Annotated in this window: 9 protein-coding genes; 2 read left to right on the plus strand and 7 right to left on the minus strand. The window is 35.9% G+C overall.

Going from position 1 to position 14,719, the window contains the following annotated elements; genetic code table 11:
- Both Q0200_RS08455 and Q0200_RS08460 read left to right on the plus strand, forming a co-directional pair.
- The coding region (locus Q0200_RS08455) for a hypothetical protein (RefSeq protein WP_297940239.1) at window positions 1-3,727 on the plus strand (3,727 nt) is incomplete at its 5' end.
- Between the two features lie 3 nt (window positions 3,728-3,730).
- Entirely contained in the window at window positions 3,731-5,080 is a 1,350-nt protein-coding gene (locus Q0200_RS08460) for a thioredoxin reductase (RefSeq protein WP_297940242.1), read from the plus strand.
- 58 nt (window positions 5,081-5,138) lie between these two features.
- Here Q0200_RS08460 and Q0200_RS08465 read toward each other — a convergent pair whose 3' ends face one another.
- The 7 genes from Q0200_RS08465 to tssB form a co-directional block, all read right to left on the minus strand.
- A complete protein-coding gene (locus tag Q0200_RS08465) occupies window positions 5,139-6,044 on the minus strand; it encodes a hypothetical protein (RefSeq protein WP_297940245.1) in 906 nt (301 codons plus the stop codon).
- Between the two features lie 8 nt (window positions 6,045-6,052).
- Entirely contained in the window at window positions 6,053-9,568 is a 3,516-nt protein-coding gene (tssM, locus tag Q0200_RS08470; protein WP_297940248.1) for a type VI secretion system membrane subunit TssM, read from the minus strand.
- 87 nt (window positions 9,569-9,655) lie between these two features.
- Window positions 9,656-10,561: a type VI secretion system baseplate subunit TssG gene (locus tag Q0200_RS08475; protein WP_297940251.1), complete on the minus strand. Its 906-nt coding sequence runs from the start codon at window positions 10,559-10,561 to the stop codon at window positions 9,656-9,658.
- On the minus strand, window positions 10,558-12,276 hold the full coding sequence (gene tssF, locus Q0200_RS08480; protein WP_297940253.1) for a type VI secretion system baseplate subunit TssF: 1,719 nt from the start codon (window positions 12,274-12,276) through the stop codon (window positions 10,558-10,560). Before tssF ends, Q0200_RS08475 begins: the two co-directional genes overlap by 4 nt.
- Entirely contained in the window at window positions 12,276-12,668 is a 393-nt protein-coding gene (locus Q0200_RS08485) for a GPW/gp25 family protein (protein ID WP_297940255.1), read from the minus strand. The genes tssF and Q0200_RS08485 overlap by 1 nt, the downstream gene beginning before the upstream one ends.
- A gap of 13 nt (window positions 12,669-12,681) precedes the next feature.
- On the minus strand, window positions 12,682-14,133 hold the full coding sequence (gene tssC / locus Q0200_RS08490; RefSeq protein ID WP_297940257.1) for a type VI secretion system contractile sheath large subunit: 1,452 nt from the start codon (window positions 14,131-14,133) through the stop codon (window positions 12,682-12,684).
- 9 nt (window positions 14,134-14,142) lie between these two features.
- Complete coding sequence (gene tssB, locus Q0200_RS08495; protein WP_122874661.1) at window positions 14,143-14,628, minus strand: type VI secretion system contractile sheath small subunit; 486 nt, start codon at window positions 14,626-14,628, stop codon at window positions 14,143-14,145.
- Window positions 14,629-14,719: the final 91 nt, after the last annotated feature.

Below are 14,719 nucleotides of genomic sequence, written 5' to 3' on the forward strand. Positions count from 1 at the left end.
TAACGATACGATACAGCTGGGTACCCTAGGCGGCATTATCATGCAAAGGCTTTTTGATATGAGCCCTAAGATAGGGGAGTCCTGGTTGCATAATAATATCACCATAGTAACGCCCCGTTTTATCGATAAAAGCGCGCTAATAGACGGCAGGGAAACGATAAGAAACGGCAAATTTAACATTAGAAGACTAAACAAAGTTATAGAGGTGCATACCGTAATAGACGAAGAAAATCCCATAGAAAAATTCGTTAAAGAGCTAATAAACCTTGCGAACGAAAACAAAAAAGAGTATGAAAAAGTAAAAAATTTCGCCGATGCGGCAAACGAACTGGTAAAAAACTACGACGTAAACAAAACCAGCGTCAAGAATAGTTTGGATGAGTTGCAAAAAAGTATAATCCAAAAAGCCGAGGTCATACTGGAAAACGAAAATTTCGCCCCGAAAGAGGAAGTAAAAGAAAGTATAAGCAATACGTTTAATAAACTAAAAAGCAATATAGAAAAAACATCCAAGCAAACATACGGCTTTACGGTAAAAGAGCTGACAAAAGCGCTTGTTAGCATAATAGACTTTACGGAATTTAAAAAGACATTTAAGCCGGTAAGCTTACTAATGTCTGCGGGAGATATTTATGAAACCGGTTCTAAAATATACGAGCATAGCAAGAAAAAGGGCTTTTACGCCTTTGCGGGACCGGTAGCGAATTTACTCGCTAGCGAGTTTGGCTTTATCTTCGGGCTACTAAATGCAAGCTCTCTTAGCAATGTTTTAGTATTTAAGTCCAAGGACGGTAGCAGCGGAGGATTTATAGATTTTTCGGGATTTGAGGTTGATGGGCTAAATGCGCAAACAAACGTAGACGAGTATCTAGGCGTTTGCGGAAATTTCATATTTAACGAAAATAAAAAAGATGGGGAGATGGATTTTAGAAACAATCCTCTCAAACCAAATTATTTACCTGGCAGCGCATATCAACTAAAAAACAATATAGAGTTAAGCGGCGCGGACTTTTTTGATATCAGAGCAAAGATCCGTAAAGCTCAAAACGGAAACGTAAGTATTTATAAAAATACCGGAAAGAAAGATAAAGATAGCTATAGCTTGTATGAATCCGTAGAAAGTAGCATAGTATCAAACGGCGCGCACTTCGTATACATTCAACATCCGTTTTTTAACTCGTTAAAATTCGCAAATCTCATCCGAGATAAATCCGCCGCCGATAAAGACCGGGATACAAACAGCTTGCGATACGGAAAACTAGCCAAAAACTATCTCGTGCTGTCAAGAGCCCCGCAAAAAACTAACGCCAAACTAAGCGAGTATATAGTAGAAACGGCGCTTAGCTATAAGATAAACGATGAAAACAATAGAAGCGATAAAGACCCAAAGCTAATAAAACCCGACGACATAAGCCAGATAAAAGACTACAGCAAATACTCCATAAGCGTAAACGCAAAAGAAGAAGAGGACTTGTATCTGCTAAATTTAAGTCCGTTCGTGCGTATATCAAGGGATATCTTAGAAGAATTTGAAGACGATATCAAAAGCGCCGAAGAGGCTCTTAGGAATGCGGTCGCAACAAGAGAAGAAGAGCAGCAAGATGCTATAAGCCATTACCTTGCCATGCAAGCTATCGCCGATGAATCGAACCTAAAATTGCAACATATAGATTCATTTTTCAGATCTCCCGCAGATATGGAGGATATAAAAGAAAAAGAAGGGGAATTTTTAAAATCAAGTATAAAAGAATTTGCCGATTATCTTAAAACTATAAATAAAAAATACGAAGTCGAAGTGGTTTACACGGAAAGCAATTCACAAAGCCTTGGAAAGTACGGAAGCAAAAAAGAAGTACAAAACCTCATATCAGGAGCAAAGCGTAGTGGCATAAGAGGAGAATGCAAGGTAACCGAGTATCCGTACTCCGCCATAGACGTATTCCTTCTAGCTACGACTTTTTACGTCATTAGACAAAAATTCGACCAATCTTTAATCGAATTTAACTCCCCGGGAGGCTTTTTTAGTAGTAACGACGGCGAGTACATAACCGTATACGACGAGCGGTTCAAGCTTTTAAACGAGGATGCGTTTTTACAAACTAGCGAAGGCAAAAAGAGAATTTACTTCTTTAAACAGACTATGCAAAGCGCCCGAGAAAAAGACGCCGTATGCATAGAAGAGATCGTAGACGGCTTTGAAAACGGTTTCGTAGAAAACGGTATGCAGATATTTGAAGATAGCTTTTACGAGTTTTTTAAAGATTTCGAGAAAGAGTACGGCTCAAATTTCGACGACAAAGTAACCCAAGACGAACGGTGGGCGTATGAAGATCTAAAAAAAGCCCACGATAACGCTATGAGGCCGTTTAAGTCCGTACCTATGGATGAAAATTATAAATTTTACATAGATATGTCGCTATCTACTATAGTAGACGAAGTTTTAGAAGAGCTTTTCCCTTTTTACGGATTTTTTGGAAGCAAAGGTTATGCAAACATAGTTAAAAGCATGACTAATTATATTTTTTCAAAAAGCAGTATCAAAGAAATCTTTATGGAAAATATCGGCGAGCTTAGGATATTTGCGTCTTTAGGGAGTGAAAAAAGAGTCAAGAGGCTATCTAAAAAGCTAAAAGTTAAAGCCTTCGCAGCCATAGTCGAGATAAAAAAGAATATTTTCGCTTACTTTGAAGCTACGGATAATCTTAACCCAAAAGATGCTCCTATACGCCTAAAAAAACTAAAAAATATACTAAAAGAGTTTAAAGCGCCCATCTATAGAAGCTTAATGCTAAAAGCTACGGGTAAATTCTTTACCAACTCGGCTAAAACCACCCTAAAAACCATAGTAACCGGTAGCGGGTTAAATTTCATCTTAGATAGCCTCTACATCTCCGAATACGAAAAGCATAAGCGTCAATACGAAGATATCTTACACAAATACTATACTCACAAATACGACGAGCCGTATGCGGTAAAAAATATATCCCTAGCTCCTATGAGCAAATATACTAAAGAGTATATCTACTATCCTATGCAAATACACTCCTCTTTTATGAACGTAGATTTAAAAAGAACGATAATAGGAGGAAGACTGTCTAGCGGAGGCCTAGACTATCATAAATTCTTTTACTACGATATAGACGACATCTATACTAAAACAAACTCTAGCCTATCTAAAAATATGCCTTTAAACAAACTTATAGCCTATCTTTGCCTAGACGAACTAAGAACTACGTATAAAGACGATCAAAGCTTCTTTACTCATCTAAAAAACCATGATATGCCATTTGAGCCAAAAGAGCTTATGGTAGCGGACTCAAAAAGACCTTTGGATATATCAAATAGTAGCTTTATGGACTATACGCAAAGAAGAGAAATTTACGAGATGTATAAAGAGGCTCAAACCAGAGGTAAAAGTATGGCTAATATGGAGTCTGCTATAGACAGCTACAACGAAGCTATGGAAATACTCCAAGACTTTAAAGAAGGAAACTTTAATACGGATACTACTAGTAAAGAGTCTAAGGTGGATAATAAAGCAAGAAGACTACTGCAAGCCCTAGACGTAATAGGCAAGAATAATATCAAAGGGCTTTATGTGGGGTGTAAGGACTATGCAGCGGATAAAAAGAGAAGAGATAGCAAGAAAGTGTCAGAAATTCCTCCCCGCCTAGTAGGCAGACTAGCAACTACCATAATAATGGAAGACGGACTATTTATAGGATAAGAGATGAAAAAGATACTTATACTATCAGCGGTATTAATTGCTACAACGATTACGATATATTACTTAAAAGGAAATGCGATGAACAATGAAACTTATACCGTGCTTACTCCAGACGGCAGAGAGGTTAAATTTGATAAAAAGACAAATTTATTAATCCCAAATAACGAAGAATATGAAAAGGTTAGAACAAGGCAAGACTACTTGGAAATTCAATCAAAATACTTACTAGACGCTAGAGACATCCTAAACTCCTCCCCCTATAAAGACTATAAACCAAGCTACTTTAATCCAAACCCTAACGAATACGGACAAACAGAGTATCTATCCTTTGAGCCTTGGTATAAGCTAAGCTTTAAACCTAATTCTAAAGAAATTTCTCCTTGGACTAAAAAAGAAAAAGCATACTATGAAAGCTTAAAAGATAAAAGAGATAGATATATCTATCTAGTAAAAAGAAGTAATCTAAAATGTACTATGCTTGAAATACCAGATGACGCTATAGCAAGAGTAGATGAAAAAGGAAGACTAACTAAACCCGAATACAAAGATATTTACGATACGGTGGAGAGAAACGTTAATACCCTTAAATCGGATTTATTCATAGGAGAGTGGGGTATATGTTCCGGAATACTAGGTAATCCCTTGGCATTTGGGAACGGAAGTTTAGGAGGGTTTAAAGCAAGAGAATTCCAGGCTTTGTTTTTAGCCGCTCAGTTAGGAGAAGTAAAAGCTTTAAGGGCATTATCTGATTGTTTTAAATACTATACATATGCGGTAGGACTAAACAAAAACCTATCCCGTTCATTAGAATTCCAAGCCCTATATAAAAACCCTCCTTTAGACCAATACGGTATGATACCTTATCTAGACGAGATAGTAGGGAGCGATTTTATTATGGATTTTAATAGGGGAGGGGTAGCGGCAATGGCTGACGGCGCTCTACATAGACACTTAATCAAGAAAATTGAAGAAGGCAAGCTTTTAGACCCTAGAGATATAGACGCAAATGAAACGACCAGGGAAGAGTTTGTAAATTATTCTAATAAGGCGCTAGAAGACTATAAGGAAAAATTCGATCTTGTCGGATATCCAAATACGTGGGATCAAAAAACCATTGCCTTATACATCGACTCCACCCTGCTAGAATCTAAAATAATGTCCCTAACTCCTCCCGAAGGTTATCCTAACGCACCGTATTATAATACCCCAGAAGAACTAAAAAGAATGTATGAATCGGGTAAACTAGATAAAAGACTAAATCCTTTAACTCCTGCTATGTATAAACCTAGCTTTCCCAAAGATCTAAAAGATAAGATAGAAGAGTATGCTAAAGAGCATAATATTAAGGATTAGGTAGATTGGGATAATTTAAGCAAGCCTGTTAAGCGAGCTTGCTTAAATTTATATAGTATTATTTTTTTGAGATATAGCTTTCTAGAGCCTTTAGTACTAAATATTCAAAAGACTCCTTTTTCTCCTGAGTACTTTTGGTAACGGCTCCTGATAGGTACTTAAAAAACGAATTGTTTTCGACTATATCGTACATATGAGAGTATAGCTCCTTGCATACTAGCTGCAATAAGACCGAGTTGATTAGCTTTGTAGAGTCGGTTAGGCGTATGGTGGAGAGTATGGCTTCTAGATCGGCTACGCTTAGAGTGGCGGAATTTGACTCTATCGTGTTTGGCGCAATTTCGTTTCTAAGTTGACCCAGTAGTTTTTGCGTTAGATCATTTAATGTTTGCGAAGATATCATGTTTTGCGTAAAAGGTTTTGGAGCATATGCGGGATTTGGCTCGGTCGCCTTTGCGGGATAGTCGTTTTTGATGTAAAATTCGTCGTCTTCTTTCGGAAATATATTGATATCGGGTTGCTCTTTAAAATCAACATTTAAAAGCTTGCCTCTAGGCTCAAGGCGCACATCGTCAAGCTTGTCGAAACTAGGCGTATTTTCTATTAGTTTTTGCATTTTAGCAGCATATTCTTCTAGTTTTGAGGGATTTATAAACATGAGTTTTAAGCTCCCTACCCTAAACACGTCCCCCTCATTAACAACCGTTTCGTAGTCGCTTGCGATCTTTGAAAAAGAATCGGCGTAAAATATATCGCAGTTTTCATATGAAGATATCGTAAAAAATCCCTCCTCATAACCTATGCGCGCATGCCTGGCGAGTATGGCTCCATCTGAATCTTGACATCTAAAGGTTACGCCGCTATCGCTTCCTATATCGCCGCCGTTTTCATCAAAGATATAAAATTTAGACGAGTAGTTTGCGGCATTTTCTAAATTCTGTATAGTAACGGCTATTTGCTCCATAATCTTCCTTAATTTAAAATATTTTTAGGCAACTTAAATGAAGATATATTTCTTAAAAGTTCCATCAGTTCGGCATTATTAGGCGTTACGTCAAATCCGAAGTAGTATTTTTCTTGCGGATTAAGATAAAGAGAATATTTACCCTGCTCAGAGTTATAGCTTGAATTTCGCAAAAGCCTATGCCAAGCCCACTCTCCGCTAAATGTTTTTTGCTCGATTTTATTACCGTTTTGAAATTTGGCCGCGAATTTGATCTGCGCGGAGGTATCAAAATCTTTAGGCGTTATGTGAAGACTTGAAGGCAGCGTATGATCGTAGGTTATGCTTTTATCGTTTACCGACGAAACGTTAATGTTGCTAAAATCCGCCGATAAATCAATTGCTTTAATATAGAAGTTGATTTTAATCTCGTCGTTTAGATCAAGCATGGTGCTTGCGATATTATCTATCACGGATATGTTTTCCAAGAAACTCTTGCTAAATTTAAAATCTTTCGCATACGCCGATTTTACTCTGTAGCCGTTTGTCCCTTTGGTTAAAATTTTCTTTAAAAATCTATCGTAAAACTGATTCCAAGCCCCGTTTTTACCGAAAAAAGCTTTAAACGATTGTATGCTAACGGACTGTGCCGCTGTCTCGTCAAATGGGTAAAACGGCATTATTTCGTTTGCGTAAAGGCTGTAAATTTCATCCTGCCATGCCGTATTTAATAAAGTAGTGGCTCCCGACTCTACCTGCTTCCAAGACAGCTTAGATACTTGCTGATAGTAGTTCATAAGCTCTTTAGGGAGCATTTTTGAGTCGTTATTTAAAACTATAAACGGGTCGTTTTCATTTTTGACGCCGCCCATTACATAAGTTATTTTGTCATTTTCGCTTTGTAACATCTCATAGTTAAAGTCGAGGATTTTTTTATGGATTTTAGATACATCGTCGCTTATGGTACTTAGTATGCCGTTTTCTTTCGAGCTATCGTTTAGCGTATGGTACGGGCTAAAATCAGAGCTAAAATTTGAAAATAATTTTCTAATCTCGGTAGAAGGATAGCCAAGACTGTATATGTATTTTAAGAAAGTTTCGTCGGTTAGAATAGTATTTGCATTTAGCGTATCTACAAGCGAATTTACTGGATTTTTAACTTTCGATAATATCTCTAGTTCATCTAAAGTCTCTTTTCTGGAGTTAAATTTTTTAGGCGTTATGCCGCTTATCACGGTCATCCATCTGGAGCGGTATTTTTGTAAATACAGCCCAGCTATGCCTAAGCGCAGAGCCGATTTATCTTCGTTTGCATCAAGTCCGCTTGCTTGTTTGTTTTGAAATAGCCATTTTTCGATATTCGCCGAGTCGTCTATGTAAGAGCTTAGATTTGATAAGAACTGCCTCATGCCCTCTTTCGCATAAATTTTATTAAACGGCTCGAAGGCGTTGCTGTTTTCTATAACGCCGTTAATTCCGGAAATTTCTTTTTTTATATCGTAAAATTCTTTTTCATTTTTATAAGATATAAATTCCAAAAGAGAATATAGCCTTTCCAATCTTTCTACTTTTACAAGTTTGTCGTTGGCTACTTTGATAGAATTTAAATTTTGAGGTATATCGTTTAAATCAGCATTTAATACGCTATCGACGTGTGATAAAAAATCGTCTTGATTTACGTTGTATTTTTCAAATTTAGCCCAATTTGTCTTGATCCAAATTTTAAACAAATTAGCATTTATAAAATCTTTATCAAACAACGATTGGTACATATAAAAGGCTTTTATGAGATTGTCCGGGTTTGTCTCGGTCTCTAACATATTTTCCATCTCGACAAGAATGGTATTTTTAAGAAAATCTATCGTTAGCTCCGTATACAAGTCTTTGGCGGACTTAAAACCTTTGTAGGATATATCCAAAAGCGGATATTCAAATTTAGTATCCCCCGAAAATAGTCTAGGGTATATTTTTAGGGCTTCTTTTAGATTGCGTAATAATTCTATCTTTTGAGTAGGGGTATAATCTTTGTATCTTTGGCCGTCAAGTAGTGTGGATACCGAAAGCATAGCACTCTGCGCCTCTAGCTCTTTTGCCGATTTTAGTCCTAGAAAATGGCTGCACGCAAAGTAAGCGGCGGTACAAATAAAAACTATTAATGCGTAATTTAAAATTTTCGCGCTTAGGCTTGTATTTAAATTCGAATTTACAAGATGACCCTTAAAAACAATATCTTTTAGTAGCGATTTAACAAAATAGCTCTGCTTGCTATAGTTATTAACAGCTCTAGCTAACGGCTTTTTCACACCGTATCTATCGCACACCGTATTTACTAGATAGTTTATAGGTACGTTTTCTTGAAATGCGCTAACAAAGTAAACGCCTTTGATCGGCGAACTGTTTTTCAATGAATTTTCATCTTTTAATTTTAAGGCAAAGTCGCTTACGAGCGCAAACAGATTGTCTAGTTGTTTTAAGAATAAATAAGAGCGTTTTTTATCTTCAAGGGAGTGAGAAAGCGAGTTTTTACTCATTATGTTGTAAAGTAGCGAACGGCTTAGCTCTTTAAAATCATTATCTAGCTCGTCTTTATTAAAGCTATTTGGCAAGCTGAGTCCAAAAGCTTTATTTGCGACATCGTCTTTAAAAAGCTTAAAGTAATCACCCATACCTTCGACTAGGTCGAGTTTGCTAAATACCACATAAATGGGAAATTTTATTTTCAAGCTATTTTCGCAGTCGTTTACTCTTTTTACCATGTATCTTATTAGATCATTTGAGTACTCTTTGGGATTTTCCAAAAACTGTTGAGTATCCACTATTAAAATAGCGCCGCCTAACTTAGAGTGAAAAATATTTTTATTTAAGAAATTTAAAAACTCTTTCCATATGTTCTTTTTTAGGAGAAAGTCTTTGTTTTTTTCTACGTCATCCTCTGGAAGCTCGTCTGTTGAAGATGGATTAAATAAAACTTCTTGAGCAAAATGAACGCCTTCGGTATCTATAAGAGCTCCGCTCTTTGATATGTAAAGATTAAAATTAGTCGTGCTTTGATGTATTTTTTTGTATGTATCGAGGCTATCTCCAAGCGGGTATTCTATATTAGAATAATTAATGAAAGCACTTTTTCCGGCTCTTTCATTTCCTATTATCATAACAAGCGGTATTTTTTTAAATTTTATATCGTTTTTCCAAGTATTTTTTGCATCTTTTACGGATATAAAAAAATTTCTTTTAGCTTTATTTACGGATTCGTTTGATATCTTTTTTAACTCTTTTATTTGCTGTCTTTTATCGTCTTTTATAGAAGAGAAAAATTTGATCGTTGCACGCAAGGCGAAAATAACGAATGCAATTAGCCAAAAAATGCAAATAGCTATTACCCTAGATGATGTGTTTGCAAAAATATATACATCGCTAAAAGCAATATCTGGGCTATACCGCCAAAATAGAATACTAATCGCAATAAGCGATATAAAAATAGAAACGCCTTTTATTTTAAAAATACTAAGAATTCTAGATATTAACGAGAGAGACAACTTTACCACCGATCCAAGATTTGATTAAATAATTATTTGATTATATCACAACTTCTTAAAATTTAAAACGAATGCTTAATTTGGATTTATGAAATATCAGGAGTATAGCCTAAAAAACATCAAATAAGAGCCTTTTTTATCTTTTCCTATTATGGAGCCGTAGCCTAATTTGCTATGAGAGTCGTCCCCTAGCTTAAGATTCATTTTTGGGGAATATTTTATGTTTATGTATAAATCCACGGCAAATTCGTTATTTGTAAGAAAAATCACGCTTTCTTTGAGTTTGTCGTATTTTTGCCCCTTTGGAAAATATTTAATTGCTTCGTCGTAATTTATGCCCTTTATATAAATAGCCATTTTACTTTGATAGTCCAGTGCTTTCTTGCCCAGTATAAAATTTTTACTTAAGCGGTTGTTTAGTTTACCTAGATAGCTTCGTTGCTTTGGCTCTATAACTACCTGATGCGGGATATTTTCCAATATAAAAAGTTTATTTTTAAGATTAAAGTTATATTCTAATACCCTTTGTATTTGTAGTTTCGGTCTCCTTAAGCTTAGTAGTAGCGGCGCAAACGGTAGATAAGACCTGGCCACCTCTTTGTCGTCTATGCCTAAAATATTAAATAATATAGTTGAAATTCTATCGCTAAAATCTTTCTTAAAAGATTTGGGATAATTTTGCATGGATACGCTCTCAAAAAATATCCATAGCAAATAATTATTAAAAAAGTCAAAAAATAATTTCCAATTTTCGTTATCGCTTCTAGAAAATTTATCTAGCATATAGCTTGGTAGCTGTGAAGAGCTGCCATATAGCCCCATAAAATTTACCATTATTTCTAGAAAATTTTTCTCTTCTTCATTGTTTGGCCTAACATATTCTATTTCTTTATTGGGATGGCCTAGTTTTGAGCTATTTCTTAAAACGATATCGTTTTTGTCGTAGTCGTTTAAGGCTTTTTTGATAAGTCTATAAAAAGAAGTTTGCCCGGTTAATTTCACAGTAACGCTTTATTGCCGCTATGAAGCGGATAGTCTATCGTTATTTTGCTTTGGGTGCATTTTACTTTTAGCTCGCAAAATGAATTTATAGAGGCAAAGCTGGCTAGAAATTTAGATAAAACCAGCCCCGCGATATAAACTTCGCCTATGCTATAAAATTTACTTTCATCCATATAAAATATACACAATGTGCCTTTTTTCGTCATACGCCCGTCTATTCTATAAATGGATTTGGTTTTTATGTTTTTTAGCGAGCTTGCCAAAATTTTAGATATCGGACTATCGCCAAATGAAAAGGCATCTAATACGGCTAGGAATGATTTTTTTTCTAGTATGGTTCGATAACTAAAAGACAATATGGATACGAGTCGCCAAAGTAAATTTCCGTCTATATCCACTTTTTGCATAGATGTGGGGACTGTAATATTTTTTGTATTAATTTCCGGCTGGGCGGGAAAGTCGTTTATTTCTGATATCTTAAGCTTGGATGGTAAATTCCCGTTGCAACATATAGTTTCTACGGTTATGGTTTGCTCCTTCTGAGAGTCGGAAAAAAACGAGATCTCTTTGAATAAATTTGAGCTGCCGTCCCTCCTGTCGCTTAAAGAGTAAAAGTCATCTACATTTTCGCCGTTAAAGAAATTAAATCGTTCAAAACTTTTGTAGTTTTTTAATACTCGTCTACCAGTATCGCTATTATGAGCAACTACTTTAGTGACTTGAACTATATTGTAAGCGTCGATCTTTGCTCTATCTAAAAAAATCCTATAACCGTTTTTATTGTTGTTATTTAATATAGGCTCCGCGCTCATATCGAATAAATTTATGGCCGGGGTAGAAGATAAGGAAAAGTGCTCAACTCTTGGAAAATAGCCGTTTGGAAGGCTTCTATCAAACACGAATTCGATCGTAAAATTTCTAGAGCCGGAAGATTTTAGTATGTCCAAATTTTTTATCGATATAAAATTAAATTTATACGGCATAAAAAATAGTTCCTGCAAAAGAGCAAATGCCTCAAAACCGAAATCTTCATAATCAAGAAGTTTGTCGTCAAGCCCTAATACTTCGAGCGATGAAATAGGTATGCTAAAAGTTTCTCCGCTATCGGTACAAAATACGATAATTTTTTTTAAATACGTTTTCATCCACATAACTAGCGTAGAAGACATATATACATCGTTGCCTAGATATAAATTAATGCGGTTTAAATCAATATCCGATAAACTTATTTCATCTTTCGTGATACTTAATTCCAGTTTTAAAACATAATCGCTTTTGTTATTGTCTAGATACGTTTTATTTATCTTTAAAGGATACAAAAATACGTCATATGATGTTTTAAATTTGCATTTTACATCATTAATTGTCCTGGAAACTACGACCGAGCCTTTGGGTATGACTGCGCTATTTTTTTTGCTATCGCTTTTTAAAGAAAATTCTTGAATACATACCGAAGGTACAGGATTGGTATAGTTTGGCGATACGATATTTATTAGGGATTCGGCTATTAGCGGTATATTCTCATCGAGCTCCTGATGAATTTTAGATGTAAGTATAGCTACGTTTTCTATGATTCTTTCGACATCGGGATCTTTGCTGTCCGTATTTAAAAATGGTGCTACTTTTGGAAATTTTTCTATAAAAAGCTCTCTCATTTCACGAAGATAGGCCATTTCTTTATGAAAATATAACACGTTGCTTTCGTTTTGTTTCATCATAAAACCTCACAATATCTATTATTGCGAAAAGTTACTTTTATGGCAAACTCCTTAAAGGCGTCATTTTGCCTAGTATATCTTATATTAAAAGTTAATTGCCACGGCTTTAATGAATCATCATAGTTTATGGCAACTATATTAATTCTATTTTCATATTTTTGAATGAGGTTGTATATTTCTTTTCCCATTAGCTGGCAGAGTTCTTGCGAATCAATATTTAAAAAAGACATATCCGGCAGGCTTGAGCCTTGTATGGTTATGCAGTCGTCAAATTTGGAATTTAATAGTATGCTTATATTTTCTTTTATATCGTTTAAAATATCTTGGCGATAGGGATTGTCTGCATTTTCTTCATTTAATGTATGTAAAACCCTATCGCTTAATGACATAGTCCGCCTAAATTTATTCTTTGTCTAGTTTTCCGACCAGCGATAGCTCAAAATTAGCGCCCATAAATTTAAAGTGCGGTCTAGCTAGTAGCTCTATTTTATACCAGCCAGGCTCGCCAGGAATATCGTTTACGTTTATTTTAGCGCTTCTAAACGGTCTTCTACTCCTTACGTCTGCAGGCGGATTTTCTTGATCGGAAATGTACTGCCTTAGCCACTCGTTTAAACCGCGCTCCACATCTGCTCTTTCCTTCCACGTACCTATTTCCTCGCGCTGTAAAACTTTGAGATAGTGAGCTAGTCGAGATATTAAAAATATATAAGGTAGCTGCGTGCCTAACCTAAAATTTGTTTCAGCTTGTTTTCCTTCCGGAGTATTTGGGAAAATTTTAGGTTTTAGAGCCGAATTTGCAGAAAAAAATGCGGCATTATTGCTGTCTCTACGTAAAGTAAGAGTAATAAATCCGTTTTCGGAAAGCTCGTACTCCCTTCTATCTGTTATCAAGACTTCAGTTGGTATTTTTGCTTGCACGCTACCGTAGTTTTCATAAAGATAGGTAGGCAGATCCTTGACCGCTCCACCGCCTTTTGGACCTATTATATTTCCGCACCATCTAAAATCGGCGAAACTCTCCGTAAGTCTTGTGGCAAACGTATATGCCGAATTGCCCCAAAGTAAGTGCTCGTGAGAGCCTTCTACGTTTTCTCTATAGTTAAAACTTTTTATAGGATTATCCTCCGGTAAATAAGGCGAACGAGTTAAAAACCTGGTTGCTAGTAAGCCCACGTATTTTGCATCCTCGTTTTCCCTAAAGGTTCTCCATCTGGTGTATTGAGGGCCTTCAAGCATACTTTTCATGTCTTTTATATTTTCTAGCTCGGCATAGTTTTCTAGCCCAAAGAATTTTGAGGATAAAGATGTTAGAAACGGAGAGTGGCTCATTGCGGCGATAGAGGACATCTTGTTTAAAAACGTCATATCGGTATTGGTTTTGTCAAGCTCGTAATCGCCTATAATCGCCCCTATCGGCTCTCCGCCGAACTGGCCGTATTCATGGGAGTAAACCTGCTTATACATTACGCTTTGCGTGATATCCAAATTTGAATCAAAATCCTCAAGAGCTTCTTCTTTGGTTATGTCGGAGAGGACGATTTTGATATTTTCGTTAAAATTTGTTCTCTCTACTAAAAAGCGGATACCTCTCCATGTCGACTCGAGTTTTTGGAGATCTTTATTGTGAAGCACTTCGTCCATTTGCTTTGACAAAAGGTCGTCTATGTGGGCTATCATTTCATCGAGAGCAAGTTTATTTATCTTCTCTTCCGGGTTCTTGGATGTTACTATATTTGAGATAAATTCCGCCACTCCTTTTTTTACTATACTGTAGCTTTCGTCGTCTTTGGAGTACTTGCTTTTTTCCATAATACTTTCGATAATAGGCGTTTTAACTTTTACTTCTTGCATTTTACTTCCTCATTTTACGTCTTGAGAGTCTTTTATTTCCAAAAGAAGCTCTTGTTTTGTTTTCTTGTCTTTTAATGCATCCAAAACCGCTTTTCTGAAATCAGGAATATTTCCCATCGGACCTTTTAGCGACACCAGCGCTTTTCTTAGTTCCAAAAGTTGATTTATTTCAGGAATTTGTTTTGCTATGTTATCCGGAGAGAAGTCTTTCATATTTGATATTTTAAGCTCTACGTTGATCTCATCTGAGCCCAAGCCCAACTTATTCTCTACGGTAAAATTTGTTTTTATATCCATTTTTTGCATTACTTGGTCGAAATTGATTTTATTTATGGACACTACCTCTCGCTCTTCAAGCGGAGTGTCGTTATAGCCGGTCAGGTTTGCCATAACCATAAGTTTAAGCGGTAGCTCTACATCGGCCTCTTGGTTATTCGTTTTGGTTTTATACGTTATATTTATACGTTCTTTAGGTGCAACGGAGTTTTCGGCCATATTGTGTCCTTAGTTTGAATTTAAAATTAATTCCTAGATTATATTTAAAAAAATATTAAATACTATTTAAGTATTTTATCGGTTTACAGTT

The organism is uncultured Campylobacter sp. (assembly GCF_938045225.1).
In the GTDB taxonomy this organism is placed as follows: domain Bacteria; phylum Campylobacterota; class Campylobacteria; order Campylobacterales; family Campylobacteraceae; genus Campylobacter_A.

Bases quoted from the DNA above. Each gene is read 5' to 3' on its own strand.
- Q0200_RS08465 (WP_297940245.1), bottom strand. From the start codon at position 6,044: ATGGAGCAAATAGCCGTTACTATACAGAATTTAGAAAATGCCGCAAAC.
- Q0200_RS08460 (WP_297940242.1), top strand. From the start codon at position 3,731: ATGAAAAAGATACTTATACTATCAGCGGTATTAATTGCTACAACGATT.
- tssC (WP_297940257.1), bottom strand. From the start codon at position 14,133: ATGCAAGAAGTAAAAGTTAAAACGCCTATTATCGAAAGTATTATGGAA.
- tssB (WP_122874661.1), bottom strand. From the start codon at position 14,628: ATGGCCGAAAACTCCGTTGCACCTAAAGAACGTATAAATATAACGTAT.
- tssF (WP_297940253.1), bottom strand. From the start codon at position 12,276: ATGAAACAAAACGAAAGCAACGTGTTATATTTTCATAAAGAAATGGCC.
- Q0200_RS08485 (WP_297940255.1), bottom strand. From the start codon at position 12,668: ATGTCATTAAGCGATAGGGTTTTACATACATTAAATGAAGAAAATGCA.